The 21,892-nt window shown below is 71.8% G+C and carries 22 protein-coding genes and 1 tRNA gene; 15 read left to right on the top strand and 8 right to left on the bottom strand.

Translation table 11 applies throughout. The features are described 5' to 3' along the window. Window positions 1–4 precede the first annotated feature (4 nt). The 3 genes from ABCS02_RS13400 to dnaK are packed head-to-tail and all read right to left on the bottom strand — an operon-like array spanning window position 5 to window position 3,486. On the bottom strand, window positions 5–997 hold the full coding sequence (locus ABCS02_RS13400) for a DnaJ C-terminal domain-containing protein (protein ID WP_345836138.1): 993 nt from the start codon (window positions 995–997) through the stop codon (window positions 5–7). A gap of 8 nt (window positions 998–1,005) precedes the next feature. Further along, window positions 1,006–1,599, bottom strand: a complete 594-nt coding sequence (locus ABCS02_RS13395; RefSeq protein ID WP_345836137.1) for a nucleotide exchange factor GrpE — start codon at window positions 1,597–1,599, stop codon at window positions 1,006–1,008. 3 nt (window positions 1,600–1,602) lie between these two features. Beyond that, window positions 1,603–3,486: a molecular chaperone DnaK gene (gene dnaK / locus ABCS02_RS13390; RefSeq protein WP_345836136.1), complete on the bottom strand. Its 1,884-nt coding sequence runs from the start codon at window positions 3,484–3,486 to the stop codon at window positions 1,603–1,605. A gap of 177 nt (window positions 3,487–3,663) precedes the next feature. Here dnaK and ABCS02_RS13385 point away from each other — a divergent pair, with 177 nt between their 5' ends. Then, window positions 3,664–5,037, top strand: coding sequence for an MFS transporter (locus ABCS02_RS13385; protein WP_345836135.1), 1,374 nt, complete (start codon window positions 3,664–3,666; stop codon window positions 5,035–5,037). A gap of 170 nt (window positions 5,038–5,207) precedes the next feature. On the opposite strand, the gene ABCS02_RS13380 is transcribed toward ABCS02_RS13385, so the two are convergent. Further along, on the bottom strand, window positions 5,208–5,747 hold the full coding sequence (locus tag ABCS02_RS13380) for a MarR family winged helix-turn-helix transcriptional regulator (RefSeq protein WP_345836134.1): 540 nt from the start codon (window positions 5,745–5,747) through the stop codon (window positions 5,208–5,210). A gap of 106 nt (window positions 5,748–5,853) precedes the next feature. Between ABCS02_RS13380 and ABCS02_RS13375 the strand changes: the two genes are divergently transcribed. The 12 genes from ABCS02_RS13375 (at window position 5,854) to fdxA (ending at window position 17,288) form a co-directional block, all read left to right on the top strand. Then, window positions 5,854–6,366, top strand: coding sequence for a hypothetical protein (locus ABCS02_RS13375; RefSeq protein ID WP_345836133.1), 513 nt, complete (start codon window positions 5,854–5,856; stop codon window positions 6,364–6,366). A gap of 35 nt (window positions 6,367–6,401) precedes the next feature. Then, window positions 6,402–7,109, top strand: coding sequence for a CbiX/SirB N-terminal domain-containing protein (locus ABCS02_RS13370; RefSeq protein ID WP_345836132.1), 708 nt, complete (start codon window positions 6,402–6,404; stop codon window positions 7,107–7,109). A 142-nt stretch (window positions 7,110–7,251) separates the two neighbouring features. Then, entirely contained in the window at window positions 7,252–8,952 is a 1,701-nt protein-coding gene (locus ABCS02_RS13365; protein WP_345836131.1) for a nitrite/sulfite reductase, read from the top strand. Then, window positions 8,949–9,692: a phosphoadenylyl-sulfate reductase gene (locus tag ABCS02_RS13360; protein ID WP_345836130.1), complete on the top strand. Its 744-nt coding sequence runs from the start codon at window positions 8,949–8,951 to the stop codon at window positions 9,690–9,692. The genes ABCS02_RS13365 and ABCS02_RS13360 overlap by 4 nt, the downstream gene beginning before the upstream one ends. Continuing rightward, window positions 9,689–10,612 carry a sulfate adenylyltransferase subunit CysD gene (gene cysD, locus ABCS02_RS13355; RefSeq protein ID WP_345836129.1) on the top strand — a complete coding sequence of 308 codons (924 nt, stop codon included), beginning with the start codon at window positions 9,689–9,691 and terminating at the stop codon, window positions 10,610–10,612. Before ABCS02_RS13360 ends, cysD begins: the two co-directional genes overlap by 4 nt. Continuing rightward, a complete protein-coding gene (locus ABCS02_RS13350) occupies window positions 10,612–11,922 on the top strand; it encodes a GTP-binding protein (RefSeq protein WP_345836128.1) in 1,311 nt (436 codons plus the stop codon). The genes cysD and ABCS02_RS13350 overlap by 1 nt, the downstream gene beginning before the upstream one ends. Before the next feature lie 48 nt (window positions 11,923–11,970). Then, window positions 11,971–13,038: an ABC transporter substrate-binding protein gene (locus tag ABCS02_RS13345; RefSeq protein ID WP_345836127.1), complete on the top strand. Its 1,068-nt coding sequence runs from the start codon at window positions 11,971–11,973 to the stop codon at window positions 13,036–13,038. A 119-nt stretch (window positions 13,039–13,157) separates the two neighbouring features. Next, on the top strand, window positions 13,158–13,883 hold the full coding sequence (locus ABCS02_RS13340; protein WP_345836337.1) for an ABC transporter ATP-binding protein: 726 nt from the start codon (window positions 13,158–13,160) through the stop codon (window positions 13,881–13,883). Then, the gene (locus ABCS02_RS13335; protein WP_345836126.1) at window positions 13,873–14,784 is read left to right on the top strand and encodes an ABC transporter permease; all 912 of its coding nucleotides are present in this window, start codon (window positions 13,873–13,875) and stop codon (window positions 14,782–14,784) included. The genes ABCS02_RS13340 and ABCS02_RS13335 overlap by 11 nt, the downstream gene beginning before the upstream one ends. Further along, the gene (gene cobA / locus ABCS02_RS13330; protein ID WP_345836125.1) at window positions 14,781–15,596 is read left to right on the top strand and encodes a uroporphyrinogen-III C-methyltransferase; all 816 of its coding nucleotides are present in this window, start codon (window positions 14,781–14,783) and stop codon (window positions 15,594–15,596) included. The genes ABCS02_RS13335 and cobA overlap by 4 nt, the downstream gene beginning before the upstream one ends. 1 nt (window position 15,597) lies before the next feature. Beyond that, window positions 15,598–16,968 (top strand): FAD-dependent oxidoreductase, encoded by a 1,371-nt coding sequence (locus ABCS02_RS13325; protein ID WP_345836124.1) that lies wholly within the window; start codon window positions 15,598–15,600, stop codon window positions 16,966–16,968. Beyond that, on the top strand, window positions 16,965–17,288 hold the full coding sequence (gene fdxA / locus ABCS02_RS13320) for a ferredoxin (protein ID WP_345836123.1): 324 nt from the start codon (window positions 16,965–16,967) through the stop codon (window positions 17,286–17,288). The genes ABCS02_RS13325 and fdxA overlap by 4 nt, the downstream gene beginning before the upstream one ends. A 25-nt stretch (window positions 17,289–17,313) precedes the next feature. Here the strand turns inward: fdxA and dcd are convergent, their stop codons facing one another. Continuing rightward, window positions 17,314–17,919: a dCTP deaminase gene (gene dcd, locus ABCS02_RS13315; protein WP_345836122.1), complete on the bottom strand. Its 606-nt coding sequence runs from the start codon at window positions 17,917–17,919 to the stop codon at window positions 17,314–17,316. A 51-nt stretch (window positions 17,920–17,970) separates the two neighbouring features. On the opposite strand from dcd, the gene ABCS02_RS13310 reads away from it, so the two are divergent. After that, window positions 17,971–18,044, top strand: a tRNA-Gly gene (locus tag ABCS02_RS13310). A 61-nt stretch (window positions 18,045–18,105) separates the two neighbouring features. Here the strand turns inward: ABCS02_RS13310 and ABCS02_RS13305 are convergent. Both ABCS02_RS13305 and ABCS02_RS13300 read right to left on the bottom strand, forming a co-directional pair. Next, on the bottom strand, window positions 18,106–18,447 hold the full coding sequence (locus ABCS02_RS13305; RefSeq protein WP_345836121.1) for a hypothetical protein: 342 nt from the start codon (window positions 18,445–18,447) through the stop codon (window positions 18,106–18,108). Continuing rightward, window positions 18,444–19,289 (bottom strand): ribokinase, encoded by an 846-nt coding sequence (locus ABCS02_RS13300; RefSeq protein WP_345836120.1) that lies wholly within the window; start codon window positions 19,287–19,289, stop codon window positions 18,444–18,446. Before ABCS02_RS13300 ends, ABCS02_RS13305 begins: the two co-directional genes overlap by 4 nt. 29 nt (window positions 19,290–19,318) lie before the next feature. Between ABCS02_RS13300 and ABCS02_RS13295 the strand changes: the two genes are divergently transcribed. Then, a complete protein-coding gene (locus tag ABCS02_RS13295) occupies window positions 19,319–20,275 on the top strand; it encodes a nucleoside hydrolase (RefSeq protein ID WP_345836119.1) in 957 nt (318 codons plus the stop codon). A gap of 271 nt (window positions 20,276–20,546) precedes the next feature. On the opposite strand, the gene ABCS02_RS13290 is transcribed toward ABCS02_RS13295, so the two are convergent. Continuing rightward, window positions 20,547–21,818 (bottom strand): serine hydrolase domain-containing protein, encoded by a 1,272-nt coding sequence (locus ABCS02_RS13290; protein ID WP_345836118.1) that lies wholly within the window; start codon window positions 21,816–21,818, stop codon window positions 20,547–20,549. Window positions 21,819–21,892: the final 74 nt, after the last annotated feature.

The following is a 21,892-nucleotide window of genomic DNA, read 5'->3' as shown; positions in this document are numbered from 1 at the left end:
TGTCTCAGCCGCGGGCCTTCGCCATCAGCTCGGCGCGCGGGTTCTCCTTGGGCTCGAGGTCCTGGAACCGCTCCAGCGCCTCCTTCGCCGCCGCATCCAGGTGCGAGGGCACGGCCACCTGCACTTCCGCGAGGAGGTCGCCGGTGCCCTTCTGCGTCTGGATGCCACGACCCTTCACGCGCAAGATGCGACCGGACGGCGTCCCCGGCGCGACGCGCAGCCGCACGGGATCCTCACCGAGGGTCGGCACCTCGATCGTCGCGCCGAGCGCTGCCTCCGTGAAGGTCACCGGCACGACGACGCGCAGGTTGAGCCCGTCGCGCGTGAACACGGGATGCGGACGCACGGTCACCTGCACGACGATGTCGCCGTTCTCCCCGCCGTCCGGCGAGGGCCGGCCGCGGCCGGGCAGGCGGATCTTCTGACCGTCCGCGACGCCGGCGGGGATCTTCACCTTGAACGGCTTCCCGTCCTCGGACTGCAGCGAGATCGTCTCGCCCTTCGCCGCGGTCGTGAAGTCGAGCGTCGTACGGGCCGTGACATCCGCTCCGCGCGTCGGACCGCCGTATCCGCGGAAGCCGCCGGTGGTCTGCCCGAACGTGCCGGAGCCGAACCGGCCCCCGCCGCCCTGCCCGAACATCGTGAAGATGTCGTCGAAGTCCTGGGCGGAGTACGTGCGACCGCCACGGCCCTGGCCGAACTGGCTGAACACGTCCTCGAAGCCGCCCGCACCCGGGCCGCCCGCCGTGAAGCGTGCACCCGAGCCCATGGCGCGGATCTGGTCGTACTCCTCCCGCTGCTCCGGATCGCTCAGCACGGCGTACGCCTCGCTGATCTCCTTGAAGCGCGCCTCGGCGGCGGTATCCCCCTGGTTCGAATCCGGGTGGTATTGCCGCGCGAGCTTCCGGTACGTCTTCTTGAGGTCGGCCGCGCTCACGCCCTTGTCGACGCCGAGCACCTGATAGAAGTCCTTGTCGAACCAGTCCTGGCTCGCCATCGGATCCCCTACTCCGCCGGGACGGCGACGACGACCTTCGCCGGCCGCAGCTCGACGTCGCCGATCCGGTAGCCGGCCTCCACGACCTCGAGCACCGTCGTCTGGGTCGCCCCCGGTGTCGGCTGCTGGAAGATCGCCTCGTGCTGCTGCGGGTCGAAGACCTCGCCGACGGCGCCGTAGGCGGTGAGGCCCATGCGCGCGGCCGTGCCCCGGAGCTTCTCCGCGATCGCGGCGAACGGGCTCCCCTCGACGAGGTCGCCGTGCTTCTCGGCGCGGTCGAGGTCGTCGAGGACGGGCAGCAGGCTCTTCGCGACGGCGCCCTTCGCGCGGTCGATCTCGACCTCGCGCTGCTCCTCCGTGCGTCGGCGGTAATTCGCGTACTCCGCCTGCAGGCGCTTGAGGTCGCCGAGCAGCGCCGACTCGAGGTCGGCGAGCTTCGCATCCTCCGCCGCGGCATCCACGTTCTGGGTCGCGCCGAGGATGTCGTCGACCGTCAGCTCCGGCTCCAGCGTGTCGGGGTCGGGAGCCTGCGCCCCCGACCCCTCCTCGCCGGGCAGGGCTCCGTCGCCGTCCTGCGGCTCTTCGAAGTCCTTGTCAGCCATCAGCTACTTCGTCTCGTTCTTCTTCTCGTCCTCGTCGTCGACGACCTCGGCGTCGATGACGTCCTCCTCGGGGTTCGGCACCGAGCCGTTGCCCGGGTCGGTCACCGTGGGGTCGGCCGGCTGGCCCGCGGCCTGCTGGGACGCGTAGATCGCCTCGCCGAGCTGACCCTGGCTCTGGTTGAGCTTGTCGAACGCCGCCTTGACGGCGTCGTCGTCCTCGCCCGCGAGCGCGGTCTTCAGCGCGTCGACGTCGGCCTGCACCGAGCTCTTCACCTCGGCGGGGATCTTGTCCTCGTTGTCCTTGATGAGCTTCTCGATCGAGTACGAGAGCGTCTCGGCCTGGTTGCGCGTCTCCGCGGACTCGCGGCGCTTCTTGTCCTCCGCCGCGTGCTCCTCGGCCTCGCGCACCATGCGCTCGATGTCGTCCTTCGGCAGCGACGAGCCGCCGGTGATCGTCATCGACTGCTCCTTGCCCGTGCCCTTGTCCTTAGCGGACACGTGCACGATGCCGTTCGCGTCGATGTCGAACGTGACCTCGACCTGCGGGATGCCGCGGGGCGCCGGCGCGATACCGGTGAGCTCGAAGGTGCCGAGCGGCTTGTTGTCGCGCGTGAACTCGCGCTCGCCCTGGAACACCTGGATCGCGACCGACGGCTGGTTGTCGTCGGCGGTCGTGAACGTCTCCGAGCGCTTGGTCGGGATGGCGGTGTTGCGCTCGATGAGCTTCGTCATGATGCCGCCCTTGGTCTCGATGCCGAGGCTCAGCGGGGTGACGTCGATCAGGAGCACGTCCTTGCGCTCGCCCTTGAGGACACCGGCCTGCAGGGCGGCGCCGACGGCGACGACCTCGTCCGGGTTCACGCCCTTGTTGGGCTCCTTGCCGCCGGTGAGCGTCTTCACGAGCTCGGTGACCTGCGGCATGCGGGTCGAGCCGCCGACGAGCACGACGTGGTCGATGTCGGCGACCTTGATGCCGGCCTCGCGGATGACGTCCTCGAACGGCTTCTTCGTGCGGTCGAGCAGGTCCTTCGTCAGGTCCTCGAACTTCGCGCGCGTGAGCGTCTCCGACAGCGACACCGGGCCGGAGTCGGTGAGCGACAGGTACGGGAGGTTGATGCTCGTCGAGGTCGAGCTCGAGAGCTCCTTCTTCGCCTGCTCGGCCGCCTCCTTGAGGCGCTGCAGCGCGATCTTGTCGCCCGAGACGTCGACGCCGGTGGTCTGGCGGAACTGCGTGATCAGGTAGTCGACGACGCGCTGGTCCCAGTCGTCGCCGCCGAGGCGGTTGTCGCCGGACGTCGCGCGCACCTGGATCGTGGAGAAGTCGTCGTCCTTGCCCACCTCGAGGAGGGACACGTCGAACGTGCCGCCGCCGAGGTCGAAGACGAGGATGAGCTCGTCCTCCTTGCCCTTGTCGAGGCCGTACGCGAGCGCCGCCGCGGTGGGCTCGTTGATGATGCGCAGCACGTTGAGGCCCGCGATCTCGCCGGCCTCCTTCGTCGCCTGGCGCTCGGCGTCGTTGAAGTACGCGGGGACCGTGATGACGGCATCCGCCACCGAGTCGCCGAGGTACTGCTCGGCGTCGCGCTTGAGCTTCTGCAGGATGCGCGCCGACACCTCCTGCGGGGTGTAGCGCTTGCCGTCGATCTCCTGCGTCTTCCAGTCGGTGCCCATGTGGCGCTTGACGGAGACGATCGTGCGGTCGATGTTGGTCACGGCCTGACGCTTGGCCGTCTCGCCGACGAGCACCTCGCCGTCTTTCGTGAAGGCGACCACCGACGGGGTGGTGCGGAAGCCCTCGGCGTTCGCGATGACGTAGGGCTCGCCGCCCTCGAGGACCGAGACGACGGAGTTCGTCGTACCGAGGTCGATTCCCACTGCACGGGGCATGTGTCTCTCCTTGTGTGTTGCGGTTCGTTGTGAAGTCCGAGGCGACACACCAAAGGTTGAGTCGCGATGGCTCAACACTATTCGAGACCCGAGAGATCCGTCAAGTGAACTTGATATGAATACGCTCAAGTTATTGGGGGTACCGTTCGTTTACCCTGTGGCCCTACCGTGACGGGGGTGAGCAACACCGGCGCCCTCTCCGCCATGGGCGGACTGTTCCAGGAGTCGACCGACGACCGGGTCATCCCGCGCAAGCAGGTCGTCTCGTGGGCGTTCTGGGACTGGGCGACGCAGCCGTTCAACTCGGTGCTGCTCACCTTCGTGTTCGCGCCGCTGTTCCTGACGTCGAAGTGGATGCTGCCACCCGACGTCGCGGTCCTCCCCGACGACGCTCCGGCGAAGGTGAGCGCGCTCGCGCAGCTGTCCAGCGGATACGGCTGGGCCACCGCGGCCGCCGGCATCCTGATCCTGCTCCTCGCGCCCGTGCTCGGACAGCAGGCCGACCGGACCGGCCGCAAGAAGCGGTGGCTGCTCGTCTTCACGGCGCTGCTCGCGCTGCTCGAGTTCGCGCTGTTCTTCACGCAGGCCGATCCGGTCTTCTTCTGGTACGGCGCGCTCGTTCTCGCGTTCGGGGCCGTGGTCTCGGAGATCGCGGGCGTCAACTACAACGCGATGCTCGTGCAGGTCTCGACGCCGAAGACGATCGGCAAGGTGAGCGGTCTCGGCTGGGGCCTCGGCTATATCGGCGGGATCGTCGCGCTCACGATCGTCGTCGCGCTCAACTTCGCGAACTGGTTCGGGATGGACACCTCGAACGGTCTCGTCTACCGCCTCATCGCCGTCGGATGCGGCGTGTGGACCGTCGTGTTCGCGATCCCGCTGTTCCTCAACGTGCCCGAGCAGCCGGCGTTCCGCGCGGATGCGCCGCGCGTCTCTTTCTTCCGGAGCTACGTGGTGCTCGTGAAGGACATCGTCCGCCTCTACCGCACACACCGCTCGACGTTCTGGTTCCTCCTCGCGAGCGCGATCTACCGCGACGGTCTCGCGGGCGTGTTCGCGTTCGGCGGCATCCTCGCCGCGGCCGCCTTCGGCTTCTCGGACACGCAGGTGATCGTGTTCGGGATCGCGGCGAACGTCGTGGCCGGCATCTCGACGATCCTCGCCGGGCGTCTGGACGACCGCTTCGGCGCCCGCGCGGTCATCATCGCGGCGCTCACGGGCCTCGTGGTGTTCGCGCTTTTCGTGTTCTTCGGCTACGCCGGCGGCACGAGCGTGTTCTGGATCGGCGGCCTGCTGTTGTCGGCGTTCGTGGGCCCCGCGCAGGCGGCGAGCCGCTCGCTGCTGGCCCGCGTCACGCCGGAAGGCATGCAGGGCGAGATCTTCGGCCTCTACGCCACGACCGGCCGCGTGGCGAGCTTCATCTCGCCGCTCATGTGGGCCCTCTTCATCGGATGGTTCGGCGCGGTCATCTGGGGCGTGGTCGGGATCGCCCTCGTGCTCCTCGTGGGGCTGGTGCTCCTGCTCTTCGTGCGCCTCCCGAAGCAGCCCTGACCCCTCGAACGAGACGCTCCCACCCGCACGAGATCAGGTGATTTCGCGTAGTCAGGACGGTTTCGGGCCGGAATCCCCTGAATACGCGAGATCACCTGATCTGGCGCGGTGGGTGCGGGCGGGCGCGGTGGGTGTGGGCGGGTGGCGGACGCGGGGCCGGGGGGCGGGGGTCAGGGGGCGGGCCAGGCGTCGGCCACGCGGGTCAGGAGGCGGGCGAGCTCGGCCTGCTCGGCCGGGGTCAGGGCCGCGAGCGCCTGGGAGATCTGGTCGCGGCGGTGGCCGCGGAAGCGGTCGATCATCGTGCGCCCGGCATCCGTCAGCGCGATGAGGGTGCGGCGCGCGTCGGCGGGATCCGCCTCGCGGCGGAGGAACCCGTGGTCGACGCCCTGCTGCACGAGCCGCGAGGCGCGCGGCTGATCCACGCCGATGCGCTCGGCGAGCTCGCTCACCGACAGCGGCTGCGTCGTGCCGGCGAGCGCGTCGAGGAGCCGGAAGCGGGCGAGACCCGCGGCGCGCGGGCCTTCCCACGGGCCCTCGCCCTTGTCCTCGTGGCGGTGCCGGCCGCGGTGCCACGGCGGATGCGGACCGCCCGGCCCGAACGGCCCGAACGGCGGACCCGGGATGCCGGGACCGAACGGACCTCGCGACATGCGCATCCGCCCGAGCGCGCGCGTGATCGCCTCGAGGACGTCGTCGGGGACATCGGTCATGCCTCGAATTTACATGTCGCTTGACATCCATCACAGTGCATGTCACAGTGCATGTAGTTGTCACTTGACATGCATCGCCGGAGACTCCGGCGGGAGAGGACAGATCATGGAAGACAAGGACACACAGAACGACGGATCCCCCGCGGAGCACTCGCTGCTCTACTGGCTGCGCGCGGTCGGCTTCGGCGCGGCGCGCGAAGTCATGCACTCCGTTCACGAGGGCGACGAGCGCTCGTGGCAGGAACTCGCGGACGAGGTCTCGGCGAAGCTCGCCGCGGCCGTCAGCCCCGAGGACCTCGAGACGACACGCGCCTCACTGCAGGCGATGGCGCGGGCCCTGGGCTGGGACGAGGCGGAGGCCGCGGGCAAGCTCCGCGGGTTCGGGCCGGGTCGCGGCTTCGGACCCCGTCGCGGCTTCGGACCGGGACGGGGCTTCGGCCCCTGGGGCGGATACGGCCCCGGGTTCGGCGCGGGCTACGGCCCCGGGTTCGGCCCGCACCACCACGGCCACCACGGCCACGGCGGCAAGGGCAAGGAGCGCGCGTACGAGCGCGGCTTCGCGGCCGGCTTCGCCGCGGCCCGCGGCGCGACCGGCGAGCGCCCGAGCGACGCCGCCTGAACCGACCCGACGCGGAGCGCGGGCAGAATGGCCCCATGGCCCTGCCCGCGCTCCTCGCCGTCTCGCACGGGACCAGCTCGGCCGCCGGCCGGGCCGCGGTCTCGGCGCTCGTGGACGCGGTCGCGGCGGCGCTGCCCGAGGTCACGGTGCGGCTCGCGCACGTCGACGTGCAGCAGCCCGACGTGGCGGCCGGGCTCGCCGCGCTGCCGCCCGGTCCCGTCGTGATCGTGCCGCTGCTCCTGTCGGCCGGTTACCACGTGCGGGTGGACCTCGTGGCGCAGGCCCGGGCCCGCGCTGGCACCGTGATCTCCCCGGCGCTCGGGCCCGATCCGCGGCTCGTCGACGCGCTGGTCGCGCGGATCCACGACCTGGCTCCGGGCGACGCGGACGCGATCGTGCTCGCCGTGGCGGGATCCAGCGACGCGCGCGCCAACGCGGACTGCGTCGAGGTCGGCGCGCTGCTGGAGCGCCGGCTGGGCCGCGAGGTGACCGTCGGGTTCCTCGCCGCGGCCGAGCCCCGACTCGGCGACGCCGTCGCGCACGCGAGCGAACGGGCGGGCGGCGGCCAGGTCGTCGTCGCGACCTACCTCCTCGCGCCCGGCCACTTCCACGATCTGGCGGAGCGCCTGGCCGGCACGGCCCGCGTCGCGCGTCCGCTGCTCGACGCGGATCCGCCGTTCCCCGGCCTGGTGGACCTCGTCGTGGATCGCTACCGCGCCCTCGCCGAACCCGCCACCGCGTGACGCTCCGCACGTCACCGGATGGCGTCGACTGTTACGCCCGGTGACGCGCGAAGTCGCGGCGACACGTTCGCGCCCCTACGCTCGCCCGAGTGGGCTCGACGGGGTCCGTGAGGAAATCCGCGCCAGTCGGAGGCACGCGAACATGAGCGAGACGGTCCAGAGCCCGGGGACGCGGCGCGCGTCGTCGAAGCCGAACGGGCAGTGGAAGATCGACGGCACGACGCCCCTCAACGCCAACGAGGAGTGGAAGCAGGAGGACGGCGGCCTCGCCGTCCGCGAGCGCATCGAGAACGTCTACGCCGAGGGCGGGTTCGCCTCGATCGACAAGACGGATCTGCACGGCCGCTTCCGCTGGTGGGGCCTCTACACGCAGCGCAAGCCCGGCATCGACGGCGGGCGCACCGCCACCCTGGAGCCGCACGAGCTCGAGGACGAGTACTTCATGCTGCGCGTCCGGATCGACGGCGGCCAGCTCACGACCGAGCAGCTCCGCGTGATCGCGGGCATCTCCGAGGAGTTCGGGCGGGACACCGCCGACCTCACCGACCGGCAGAACATCCAGCTGCACTGGATCCAGGTCGAGGCCATGCCGGAGATCTGGCGCCGCCTCGAGGGCGTCGGCCTCGGGACGACGGAGGCCTGCGGCGACGTGCCGCGCGTCGTGCTCGGCTCGCCGGTCGCCGGCATCGCCGCCGACGAGCTCATCGACCCCACGCCGCAGATCGACGAGATCACCTCGCGGTTCATCGGCGACGAGTCGCTCGCGAACCTCCCCCGCAAGTTCAAGTCGGCCATCACCGGTCACCCCAGCCAGGACGTCGTCCACGAGATCAACGACGTCGCCTTCGTCGCCGTCGAGCACCCGGAGCACGGGATCGGATACGACCTGTGGGTCGGCGGCGGCCTGTCCACGGCGCCGCGCCTCGCGGAGCGCCTCGGCGTCTTCGTCGCGCCGGAGCGGGTGGCCGAGGCCTGGCACGGCGTCGCGCAGATCTTCCGCGACTACGGATACCGGCGGCTGCGCAACAAGGCGCGCCTGAAGTTCCTCCTCGCCGAGTGGGGCCCCGCCCGCTTCCGCGAGGTGCTGGAGACCGAGTACCTCGGCTACGCGCTTCCGGACGGCCCCGCCGCCCCCGCGCCGCTCACCGCGGGCGACCACGTGGGCGTCCACCGGCAGAAGGACGGCCGGTTCTACGTCGGCGTCACGCCGATCGTCGGCCGCGTGTCCGGCCCGATCCTGTCTCGGCTCGCCGACCTGATCGAGGCGCACGGCTCCACGCGCCTCCGCACGACGCCGCACCAGAAGCTCGTCATCCTCGACATCCCCGAGGACAAGGTCGAGTCCCTCATCGCCGGACTCGACGAGCTCGGCCTGTCCGCGCGGCCCAGCCTCATCCGCCGCGGCACGATCGCCTGCACCGGGATCGAGTTCTGCAAGCTCGCGATCGTCGAGACCAAGGCCAACGCGACGGCGGCGGTGCTCGACCTGGAGGAACGCCTCGCCGACCTCGACCTGCCGCACCCGCTCAGCCTGCACGTCAACGGATGCCCCAACTCCTGCGCGCGCATCCAGACCGCGGACATCGGCCTGAAGGGCCAGCTCGTCACGATCGACGGCGAGCAGGTCCCCGGCTACCAGGTGCACCTCGGCGGCGGGCTCGCCTCCCAGGACCGCGACGAGGCCGGCCTCGGCCGCACCGTCCGCGGGCTGAAGGTGGCCGCCGACGGCATCGCCGACTACACGGAGCGCGTCGTGCGCCGCTTCCTCGCGGAGCGGGACGCCGCCACCGACGAGACCTTCGCCCAGTGGGCGCACCGAGCCGAGGAGGAGGCCCTGCAATGAGCGTGTCGATCGCCCCTCGCGCCGCCATCACGCGGACGCACGACGAGCTGCGTGCGCTCGCGGAGGAAGGCGCGCGGATCCTGCGCAGCCGCCAGCCCGACGAGGCGTCCCCCGCCGAGGTCGTCCGCTGGGTCGCCGAGAACTTCCCCGTCGGAACCGCCGCCGTCGCCTGCTCGATGGCCGACGCCGCCCTCCCCCACCTCGTCGCGGAACAGCTGCCCGGCGTCGACGTGCTGTTCCTCGACACCGGATACCACTTCGCCGAGACCCGCCACACGCGGGACGAGGTGGAGCGGTCGCTCGACGTGCGGATCGTCGACGTGCTGCCGGAGCAGACGGTCGCCGAGCAGGATGCCGAGTTCGGCGCCCGGCTGTACGAGCGCGACCCCGGGCTGTGCTGCGCGCGCCGCAAGGTCGCGCCGCTGCAGGAGGCCCTCGCCGGATACGAGGTCTGGTTCACGGGCGTGCGCCGCGAGGAGGCGCCGACGCGCGCCGAGACCCCGCTCATCACGTGGGACGAGCGCAACGGCCTCGTGAAGGTCAACCCCGTCGCGGCGTGGACGTTCGACGACCTGCTCGACTACGCGGGCACGCACCAGGTGCCGGTGAACCTGCTCGTCTCCAACGGCTACCCCTCGATCGGCTGCGAGCCCTGCACGTCCAAGGTCGCGCCGGGCGAGGACCCGCGGTCGGGCCGCTGGGCCGGGCTGTCCAAGACGGAATGCGGGCTGCACCTGTGAGCGGCGCCGGAACCACGACGCGCGCGACGGCGCTGTCGACCCTCGACCTCCTCGAGGCCGAGGCGATCCACGTCATCCGCGAGGTGGTGGCCGAATTCGAGCGACCGGTCCTGCTGTTCTCCGGCGGCAAGGACTCCGTGGTGGTGCTGCACCTCGCCACGAAGGCGTTCGCGCCCGGGCGCGTGCCGTTCCCCGTCCTCCACGTCGACACGGGTCACAACTTCCCCGAGGTGATCCGCTTCCGCGACGAGACCGTGGCGCGCCTCGGCATCCGCCTCGAGGTCGCCCGCGTGCAGGACTACATCGACGACGGCCGGCTGCACGAGCGGGCCGACGGCACGCGGAACCCGCTGCAGACGCTTCCGCTGCTGGACGCGATCACCGCGGGCCGCCACGACGCCGTCTTCGGCGGGGCGCGACGCGACGAGGACAAGGCCCGCGCCAAGGAGCGGATCATCTCCCTGCGCGACGAGTTCGGCCAGTGGGATCCCCGCAACCAGCGCCCCGAGCTGTGGACGCTGTACAACGGGCGACACACGCCCGGTCAGCACGTGCGCGCGTTTCCGATCTCGAACTGGACCGAGCTCGACGTGTGGCGCTACATCGAGCGGGAGGGCATCGAGCTCCCGCCGCTGTACTTCGCACACGACCGCGAGGTGTATTCCCGCGACGGCATGTGGCGCCCGGTGGGCGAGTTCTCGCCGCCGACGCCCGAGGAGGCCGTCGAGGTCCGGCGCGTGCGGTACCGCACGGTCGGCGACATGAGCTGCACCGGCGCCGTGGACTCGGATGCCGCGGACCTCGCCGCGATCGTCGCGGAGGTCGCGCTGTCCACCCTCACCGAGCGCGGCGCCACCCGCGCCGACGACCGCCTCTCGGAGGCGGCCATGGAGGATCGCAAGAAGGACGGGTACTTCTGATGACGACCCTGGCCACCGGCACGCTGTTCCGCTTCGCGACCGCGGGCTCCGTCGACGACGGCAAGTCCACGCTCGTGGGCCGGATGCTGCACGACTCCAAGGCGATCCTCTCCGACCAGCTGGAGCAGGTCGCCCGCACCTCCGCCGAGCGCGGCTTCGCGCACGGCGAGTTCGACTTCGCGCTGCTCACCGACGGTCTCCGCGCCGAGCGTGAGCAGGGCATCACGATCGACGTCGCCTACCGCTACTTCACGACCGGCACGCGGAGCTTCATCCTCGCCGACTGCCCCGGACACGTGCAGTACACGCGGAACATGGTCACCGGCGCCACCACGGCGGATGCTGTGATCGTGCTCATCGACGGGCGCAAGGGCGTGGTCGAGCAGACCCGTCGGCACCTCGCCGTCGTCGCGCTCCTGCGCGTGCCGCACGTGATCGTCGCGGTCAACAAGGTGGACCTCCTCGACTACTCCGAGACGGCGTTCGCACCGGTCGCGCGCGACGCGGCCGAGGTCGCCGCCGAGCTCGGCATCACCGGTCTCCACGTGCTGCCGGTCTCCGCGCTGGCGGGCGACAACATCGTCGAGCGCTCTCCGCGCACCCCCTGGTACACCGGCCCCGCGCTTCTGGAGCTGCTGGAGTCGCTGCCCGCGGCGGACGAGCTCGACCAGGCCCTGGAGCCCTTCCGCCTGCCGGTGCAGCTCGTGCTCCGCCCGCAGGGCGGGCTCGCCCCCGAGCTCGCCGCGGATCCGGACGCCGCCGAACGGCTGCGCGACTACCGCGCCGCCGCGGGCCGGATCGCCTCCGGCTCGGTGCGCGTCGGCGATCGCGTGGACATCTTCCCCTCCGGGATCACGACGACGGTGACGGGCATCCAGCTCGCCGGCGTCGACGTCGACGAGGCGGTCGCCCCGCAGTCGGTCTCCCTGCAGCTCGGCGACGACGTGGATGCCGCGCGCGGCGCCGTCGTCGCGGCGACCGGCACGCTGCCGGCGGGACGACGCGAGTTCTCCGCCGAGGTGTTCCAGCTCGACGCCCGCCCGCTCACCGCCGGCGCCCGTGTGCTCGTCAAGCACGGCACCGCGACCGTGCAGGCGATCGTGCAGCGCATCGACTCGCGCTACGACCTCGACGCGCTCGCCCACGAGCCCGCGGAGGCGCTCGAGACCAACGACATCGGCATCGCGCAGCTGCGCCTCGCCTCCGACCTGCCGCTCGAGCCGTACGCGCAGAACCGCCATGGCGGCTCGTTCCTGGTCATCCATCCGTCCGACGGCGCGACTCTCGCCGCCGGCATCGTGCGCGACTGACGCGCACACCCACCCCTACCCGCAACAACGCCACTAAGGAGGCGAACCGTGAAAATCACCCGCATTGCGACCGCGATCACCACGCTTGGACTCGTTGCGGCGATGATGGCGGGCTGCGCCTCCGCAAGCGCCCAGCCTCAGGGGACGGACCAGGCCACGGAGCTCCGTCTCGGCTACTTCGCCAACGTGACGCACGCCCCCGCCCTCGTGGGGGTCGACCAGGGACTGATCCAGAACGCGCTCGGCGACGTGAAGCTCAGCACGCAGGTCTTCAACGCCGGTCCGGCGGAGATCGAGGCGCTCACGGCGGGCGCCATCGACGCGGCGTACATCGGCCCGAGCCCGGCGATCAACTCGTTCATCCAGTCCGGCGGCCAGTCGGCCGTGATCGTCGCGGGGGCCGCCGTCGGCGGTGCCGCGCTCGTCGTGCGCGACGGCATCAACTCCCCGGCGGACCTCAAGGGGAAGACGCTCGCGACGCCGCAGCTCGGCAACACGCAGGACGTCGCGCTCCGCGCCTGGCTGTCCGAACAGGGCTTCAAGACGGACCCCTCCGGCGGCGGTGACGTCAACATCACCCCGACGGACAACGCGCAGACCCTGACGCTCTTCCAGCAGGGCAAGCTCGACGGCGCCTGGCTCCCCGAGCCGTGGGTGTCGCGCCTCGTGCTGGACGCGGGCGCGCACGTCCTCGTCAACGAGGCCAGCCTGTGGCCGAACGGCGCCTTCCCGACCACGGTGCTCCTCGTGAACGCCGACTACCTGAAGGCGAATCCCGGCATCGTCGCGAACCTCGTGAAGGGGAACGCCGCCGCCGTCCAGTGGCTCACCGACAACCCGACCCAGGCGCCGGCCGCGGTGAACGCCTCGCTCGCCGCACTGACCGGCAAGCCGCTCTCGGATGCCGTCATCCAGCGGTCCCTGCAGAACGTGAGCTTCTCGATCGACCCGCACGCGGAGGCCTTCAAGACCCTCGTCTCCAACGGGGTCACGGCGGGCACGCAGCGCGACGGCTCGATCGACGGCCTGTTCGACCTGCGCATCCTCAACGGCCTGCTGAAGGCATCGGGCGCCGCGACGGTCTCCGCAGACGGACTCGGGCAGGACGCTCCGTGAGCACGCTCGCCGGCATCCAGGGGATCGGCGCAGCCGCGTCGACGCAGCCGAGCCCCCTCGGGCCCAGCTTCGACGGGGTGGCGCCGCCGCGCGCCACCCCGGTCCCCGCCGAGCCGGCGGTGCGCATCGAGCAGGTCACGAAGCGCTTCGGCAGCGGACCGATCGTGCTGGAGGGCATCGACCTCGACATCGCGCCCGGGGAGTTCGTGTGCCTGCTGGGCGCGTCGGGCTGCGGCAAGTCGACCCTCCTCAACCTCATCGCGGGACTCGATCGGCCGACCTCCGGCCGCATCGAGTCCCCCGACGGGGGATCCGCGGTGATGTTCCAGGAGGCCGCGCTCATGCCGTGGCTCACCGCGCGACGCAACGTCGAGCTGGCGCTGCGGCTGCGCGGCGTGCCGCGCGCCCAGCGTCGCGAGCAGGCGCTCGCGCTGCTCGCGACCGTGAACCTCGCGGACGCCGGCGACAAGCGGCCGCACGAGCTCTCCGGCGGCATGCGCCAGCGCGTCGCGCTCGCGCGCGCCCTCGCCCAGGACCGCCCCGTGCTCCTCATGGACGAGCCGTTCGCGGCGCTGGACGCGATCACCCGCGACCTGCTGCACGAGGAGCTCGAGCGCGTGTGGCGGGCCACCGGGCGCACGATCGTCTTCGTCACGCACAACGTGCGCGAGGCCGCCCGCCTCGGGCAGCGCGTCGTGCTGATGGGGAGCCGGCCGGGACGCATCGTGCAGGAGTGGCGGATCGGCAAGACCACGGACCGCCGCATCGAGTCCCCCGAGGTCGCCGCCCTGTCCATCGAGATCACCGAGCAGCTGCGGAAGGAGATCCGCCGGAATGCCGCGTGACACCACCGTCCTCGACCGCGCGGACGCCGGCCAGGCCGACGACCTGCGCAGCCTCGCCGCGGGCCTGGACCGCCTGCAGACCGACGTCGAGCGCCGCCCCAGCCTGTGGCGCCGGCTCGCCGCCAGCGTCCTCCCGCCGATCATCTTCGTCGTGCTGCTGGTCGCCGCGTGGCAGCTGTACGTGGTGATCGCCCACCCGCGCCCCGACATCGTCCCCTCGCCGCTCGACGTCGCCGGCGCGCTCGCGCACGCGTGGGACACCGGCCGGCTGCAGATCGCCGTGACCACGAGCCTCGAGCGGGGCCTCGTCGGGTTCGCGATCGCGATCGCGGTCGGCACGCCCATCGGCCTCCTCCTCGCCGAGGTGCGCCCCATCCGCCGCGCGGTCGGCCCGATCATCTCGGGGCTCCAGGTCCTCCCCTCGGTCGCGTGGGTGCCCGCCGCGATCATCTGGTTCGGCCTCTCCGACGCCACCGTGTACTTCGTGATCCTCATGGGCGCGATCCCCTCGATCGTCAACGGGCTCATCGCCGGCGTCCAGCAGGTGCCGCCGCAGCTGCGCCGCGTGGGCACCGTCCTGGGCGCTTCGCGCTGGCAGCTCGCCACGACCGTGATCCTCCCGGCGGCCCTCCCCGGCTACCTCGCGGGCATCAAGCAGGGCTGGGCGTTCGCGTGGCGCTCCCTCATGGCGGCGGAGATCATCGCGGTCGGCGGATCGATCGGGTTCGGTCTCGGCTCGATGCTGGACCAGTCGCGCCAGCTCGCCGACCTGGCGGGCGTGCTCGCCACGATCCTGCTCATCCTCGTGATCGGCATCCTGATCGAGCTCGTGTTCTTCGGCCCGCTCGAGCGGCGGGTGCTGCGCCGACGCGGCCTTCTGCTGGCGGGGACCGCGCGATGACCGCGACCGGGAAGGTGTGGCTCGTCGGGGCCGGACCCGGGGATGCCGGGCTGCTGACCATCCGTGGGCTGCGCGCCCTGCAGCAGGCCGACGTGATCGTCGCCGACCGGCTCGGGGCGCGCGGGGTCCTAGAGGGCCTCGCCGCGGAGGGGATCGAGCTGACCGCCGAGGTCGTCGACGTCGGCAAGCGGCCCGGGCACCACGCCGTGCCCCAGGACGCCATCAACGCGCTGCTGGTCGAGCTCGCCCGCACGGGGTCCGTGGTCGTGCGCCTCAAGGGCGGCGACCCGTACGTGTTCGGCCGCGGCGGCGAGGAGCTCGAGTTCTGCCGTGCGGCGGGCGTCGAGGTCGAGGTCGTCGCGGGCATCACGAGCCCCATCGCCGTTCCGGCGCTCGCCGGCATCCCGCTGACCCACCGCGGTCTCGCGACGGCGTTCACCGTCGTCAGCGGCCACGACCAGATCGAGCAGCTCGCCGGCGGTCGCGACCACACGGTCGTCCTCGTCATGGGGATCGGCACGTTGGCGCACTCCGCGCACGTGCTCGGCCGCGGCGAGCGCGGCGGCGACTGCCCCGTCGCGATCGTCGAGGACGGCTACGGTCCCGGCCAGCGCGTCACGATCGGCACGCTCGCCACCATCGCCGGCCAGGCCGCCTCGCGCGACGTCCGCTCCCCCGCGGTCGTCGTCGTCGGCGACGTGGTCCGGCTGAGCCCCTTCGCGCCCGCCGAGCTCGCGGTGGACGCCCTGGAGGTCTCCGAGAAGCTCTCCGCGCGCCTGGCGGCGGAGCAGACCCGTCAGAAAGGCCAATGAAGTGACTGACCTGAACCTCCGCGTCGCCATCGTCGGAGCCGGCCCCGCCGGCGTGTACGCCGGCAACATCCTCGCGAACGCGGTCGGCGAGGCCGGCGGCACGGTCGCGATCGACCTGTTCGACTCGCTCCCGGCCCCCTACGGGCTGATCCGATACGGCGTCGCCCCCGACCACCCCCGCATCAAGGGCATCGTGAACTCGCTGCACGAGATGCTCGATGCCGGCACCATCCGTTTCCTCGGCAACGTCGAGATCGGTCGCGACGTGACGATCGACGAGCTGCAGGAGCGCTACGACGCCGTCATCCTCGCCACGGGCGCGATCCGCGACGCGGCGCTGAACATCCCCGGCATCGACCTGCCCGGCTCGCACGGGGCGGCGGAGTTCGTGGCCTGGTACGACGGCCACCCCGAGGCGCCGTCGGACTGGACGCTCGACGCCCGCGAGGTCGCGGTCATCGGCAACGGCAACGTGGCGCTCGACGTCGCGCGCGTGCTCGCCAAGCACGCGGTGGACCTCCGCCCGACCGAGATCCCGGACAACGTGCTGGCCGGCCTCGAGGCCTCCGCGGTCACCGACGTGCACCTCTTCGGACGCCGCGGCCCCGCCGACATCAAGTTCACTCCGATCGAGCTGCGCGAGCTCGGCGAGGTGCCGAATGTCGACATCATCGTGCACGAGGAGGACTTCGCCGACGCGGACCCCGCGAACGCGAGCAACAACCAGCTGAAGGTGATGCTGCGGATCCTGAACTCGTGGCGCACCCGCGAGGAGACGGGCGCCACCCGCCGCCTGCACCTGCACTTCTACCACCTCCCGCTCGAGGTCCGGGGCGAGGACCGCGTCGAGTCCGTGCGCTTCGAGCGCACCGAGCCGGACGGGAACGGCTCCGTCCGCGGCACCGGCGAGTACCGCGAGATCGCGGTGCAGCAGGTGTACCGCGCCGTCGGCTACTATGGCTCCCCCGTCCCGGGCGCGCCGTTCGACGCCGCCGCGGGCGTCATCCCGAACGCCGGCGGACGCGTGGTCGCGGCATCCGGCACCCCGATCGGCGGCCTGTACGCGACCGGATGGATCAAGCGGGGTCCCGTCGGGCTTATCGGTCACACCAAGTCGGACGCCATGGAGACGATCGAGCACCTCGTCGCCGACGCGAGCGCGGGCCTGCTCACGGCGCCGGTCGCGACGGGCGACATCACGGAGCTGCTCGACGAGCGGACCGTCGCGTTCACGACGTGGGACGGATGGCTCGCGCTGGACGCGCACGAGCGCGCGCTCGGCGCCGCGCACGTGCACACCCGCGAGCGCGTCAAGGTCGTGCCGCGTGACGAGCAGGTCGAGATCTCCCGGGCCGGAGCGCTGATCTCGTGACGTATGTGATCGCCCTTCCGTGTGTGGATGTGAAGGATCGGGCGTGTATCGACGAGTGTCCTGTGGATTGCATCTACGAGGGTGAGCGGTCGTTGTACATCCATCCGGATGAGTGTGTGGATTGTGGGGCGTGTGAGCCGGTGTGTCCGGTGGAGGCGATCTACTACGAGGACGATGTTCCGGAGGAGTGGGCGGACTACTACACCGCGAATGTGGAGTTCTTCCAGGACGTGGGTTCCCCGGGTGGGGCGGCGAAGGTGGGTGTGATCCACAAGGACCACCCCTTGATCGCGGCGCTCCCCCCACAGGGCGAGCACTGAGGATCGCGCCGGGCGCGGCGTCGAGTCAGTGCCCGGCGCTGCCGGCGTCGGTCACGCCGACGTCGGTGCGATGGAAGTTCAGGAACGAGCGGGACGCCGTCGGACCGCGCTGCCCCTGGTACCGGTTCCCGTAGGGGCCGGAGCCGTAAGGGTTCTCCGCCGGCGAGCTCAGCCGGAAGAAGCACAGCTGGCCGATCTTCATGCCCGGCCAGAGCGTGATCGGCAGGGTCGCCACGTTCGACAGCTCGAGCGTCACGTGCCCGGAGAAGCCCGGGTCGATGAATCCCGCGGTGGAGTGCGTGAGCAGGCCGAGGCGGCCGAGCGACGACTTGCCCTCGAGGCGCGCGGCGATGTCATCCGGGAGGGTGATGCGCTCGAACGTCGAACCGAGCGCGAACTCGCCGGGGTGCAGGATGAACGGCTCGTCCGGCGCGACCTCGATGAGCCGCGTGAGGTCGGGCTGATCCACCGCCGGGTCGATGAACGGGTACTTGTGGTTGTCGAACAGCCGGAAGTACCGGTCCAGGCGCACATCGACGCTCGACGGCTGCACCATCGAGGCGTCCGAGGGCTCGAGCCCGATGCGTCCCGCGGACCACTCCTGGCGGATGTCGCGATCGGAGAGCAGCACGCCACCAGCCTAGGCCCCGGGCCGCCTTTGCTATGCTTGCGTGGTTCTCCCGGGGATGTAGTTCAATGGCAGAACTTCTGCTTCCCAAGCAGACAGCGCGGGTTCGATTCCCGTCATCCCCTCCACAGCCCTCACGGGCGGCCATCGGCCGCGCGGGAGGGCTTTCGTATGGGATGCCGCAGGGCACTACGACAGCGCGTCGAGGTACATCCATGCCACGGGCAGCACCTGGATGATCCCGAGGACCACGCCGATGGCCGACAGGACCCAGCGACCACGGCGGACGCTCGCGATCCAGATCCCGATCAGACCCAGCAGGAGCGTGACGATCCCGACGACCGCCATCAAGGGGAGAATGATCAGCCCCAGCCACCAGATCGCGTTCATCGACGGGATCAACCCCACCAGGAACACGAGCAGACCGGGAACGAGGCCGACCGCCCCCACGATCACGGCGGTCAGGCCGAGGATGTCCACGCCGCGGCGGGGAGCGGCCCCCACCGGTCGCACCTCGTACGGATGAGTCACGGAACCTCCCAGGCGTAGGACGCGAGCGGGCGGAGCGGCGGCTGGGCGCCCGGCATCGTGACCGCATCGGCGCCCACGGCGCAGGCGGCGCGGAGCGCGAGCTCGGGCGGCCAGCCCGCGTGCAGGCCCAAGGTCAGGGCCGCGGCGAAGGCATCGCCGGCGCCGACCGAGTCGACGGCGGTGACCGGCGGCGCGGACGCGCGCGCCACCTCCGTGCCGCGCGAGAGCAGCACGGCGCCGGCGGCGCCGTGCGTCACCGCGACCAGCCGCGCGGCCGCGAGCGCCGGCTGCAGCGCGTACTCGGTCTCGTTGACGATCACGAGATCGGCGCGTTCCACGACGGATGCCGGCAGCTCCGCCGCCGGCGCGGCGTTGAGCGCGAGGAACCCGGGGGCGGTTGCAAGCGCCGCGACCGTGGCGAGCGGGATCTCCAGCTGCGCCAGCACCGCCTCGTCGTCGCCGAGGTCGTCCGGAGCCTCCACCGCGGCGTTCGCGCCCGGACAGACCACGATCTGGTTCTCGCCGTTCGCGTCGACCGCGATTAGCGCGGTCCCCGTCGGGGTGTCGCCGAGCCAGATGCCGCCCGTGTCGACGCCGGCATCCCGGAGGGCGTCGATCATCCAGCGTCCGTCGGAGTCGTCCCCGACGCAGCCGACCATCCGCACCCGGGCGCCGAGGCGCGCCGCCGCGACGGCCTGGTTCGCGCCCTTCCCGCCAGGGCTGCGGGTCAGCGCGCCGCCGAGTACGGTCTCGCCGGGACCGGGGAGGCGGGCCACCCGGGCCACGACATCCACGTTGATGCTGCCGACGACGGCGAGCGGCCGGAGAGGAGCGAGATCCACGGGGACATTCCATGCGGTAGAACCGTGAGATGACCTACGCCGCGCCGATCCCGGTCTACCTCGACTGCGACACGGGCGTGGACGACGCTCTGGCCCTCGCCTACCTGCTCGCCCGATCCGGAGTCGAGGTCGTCGGCGTCGGTACGGTGAGCGGCAACACCTCGGCCGAGCAAGCGGCGCGCAACACGCTGGACCTCCTCGGGATCGCCGGGCGCACCAGCATCCCCGTCGCGATCGGAGCGCACGACCACCTCGCGCAGCCATTCGCCGGCGGCGCGACCCGCGTCCACGGGGCGAACGGGATCGGCGGCGTCGAGCTGCCGCGGGCGGATGCCGAACCGGACGCGCGCTCGGCCGTCGAGCTCCTCCTCGACCTGTCGCGCTGGTACCCCGGCCGGCTGCGGATCATCGCGGTCGGCCCCCTCACGAACATCGCGCTCGCGCTCCGCGCCGACCCCACGCTCACGCAGCGCGTCACCGAGATCACGGTCATGGGCGGCGCGGCCCTCGTGCCGGGCAACGTCACGCCCGTCGCCGAGGCGAACGTCTTCTGCGATCCGGAGGCGGCGGCCGCGGTCTTCGAGGCGGACTGGGATGTCGTGATCGTGCCGCTCGACGTGACGCACGAGCACGTCCTGGACGAGCCCGGCCGCGAGGCCCTCCTGCACGCGGAGGATCCCCTCGCCCGCGTGATCGGCGGCATCCTCGACCACTACTTCGACTTCTACACCGGCCTGTACGGGATGCGGGCGAGTGCCCTCCACGATCCACTCGCCGCCGCGATCGCGGTGGGCGGCGTCCATCCGACGCGCGCGCTGCGCGTCCCAGTCGTGGTCGATACGACCGATGGCCCCGGGCGCGGGCAGACGATCGTGGACCTCCGCGGCCAGCGGCTCGCGCCCCGGCATCACGAGGGAGTCCGTACGACCGTGGTCCTGGAGACGGCCACCCCCCTGGCCCCCCATCTCCTCGCCACCCTCCTCTAGCCCGTACCCCTTCTCTCGCCCGAGCCCGCTCCCTCCCTCCCTCCCCTCCCTCCCTCCCTCCCTCCCTCTCGTCGAACCCACCTCTTCCTCGCGAGCCCACGTGCTCGTGGGGCCCTATGCGGGTGGTCTCGCGAGGAGGAGGTGGGCTCGGGGACGGACCGGAGAGGGCGAGGGGCCCCGGCGCGCGGAACGACGGGCCCAGGGGGCTGGGCTCGCGCGGCTCGCGCGCCGGGCCAGGGCCCGTGGGCGCGGGGCCGGGGGGCAGACGAGGTCAGGAGACGGGGCAGACCGCGGACTTGGCTATCGCGTCGTGGAGCTGCGGGGCGGTCCAGGGGAGGCCCGAGGTCGCGGCATCGCGCCCCGCGGCGGGGGTCGCCTTCGACGCGATCGCCGCCAGCTGCCACGCGAGGTCGCCCGCGAGCTGAGCAGGTGCCGCGGAGTCGTTCAGCACCACGACCACGGTCAGGCCCGTGCCGGGGTCGGCGAACGAGGCCGTCAGGTACCCGGGCACCGAGCCGTACTGCCCGACGAGCGACCCGGCCCGGAACGCGCCGCCGCCCGTGGTGAACCACGTCGGCGCGTCCGCGCTCGGGGACTTGGCGGAGGCGAAGCGGTCGACACCGGACGGCAGCAGGGATCCCGCGGCGAGGGCCTGCGTGTAGGTCTTCGCGTCGTCGAGGGTCGACACCACCCCGGAGTCCGTGAACCCGATGCTCGAGGAGAGGTCGGTCACGTCGGTCGGCGCCGTACACGCGACCGCGCCGTCCGCCCCCCGGGCGGAGACGTATCCGTGCAGCGGATCGCGGCCGGGGTCGGCCGGCGCCGGATCCGGCAGCGCGGTCTGCGACAGCCCCAGGGGCCCGGTCACGTACATCCCGTAGAGATCGGCCGCCTTGCGGCCGGACGCGGCCTCCAGAGCGAGGCCGAGCAGCTGGTAGCCGGCATCCGAGTCGACCCACGCGGTCCCCGGTGCGGATGCCGCCAGGCGGCCGATGCCGTAGGAGACGAGCTCACGCGGATCCCACACCCGGCCCGGGTTCTGCAGCCACATGCTCTCCACCGACGGACGGTACGAGCCGACGCCGGACGTGCCATCGCACAGCTCCCCCAGCGTCACGCCGTTCAGACCGATGACCGTGGGCACGTACTTCGACACCAGATCGCTCGGTGACACCGTCCCGTTCGCGACGAGCGCATAGAGCACGTCGCACGTCATCGGCCGGGTCAACGTCGTCGCGCGGAAGCTCATAGCCGGATCTGCCGCGGCTCCGGTCGCGGTGTCCGCGACACCCAGCCCGACCACCCACGTGCCGCTCCACGGCGCCCACACGCCGACCAGCGCCCCGGACGACCCGGATGCCTTCATGGCGAACTCGGCGGCGTCCTGAAGCTGCGACTGCATGTCGGCGGCCAGCGCGCCCGACGCCTGCGACGGCACGTTCGGACGCACACTGCCCCCGGAGCAGCCCGCAACCAGCACCGCCACGGCAACGACGCCGACCACGATCGCGCCGAGTCGCCGTCCACCCCGACGGGAACTCATCCTCACCCCTGAACCTCCGCTCACGATTCAAACACACGAAGGTCTCGGAGCCATCACGACCGCGCCCCCTACGC

It is taken from the genome of Microbacterium sp. X-17, assembly GCF_039615055.1.
The sequence above is the reverse complement of the archived record's forward strand: the minus strand, read 5'-3'. Positions and strand labels throughout refer to the sequence as shown.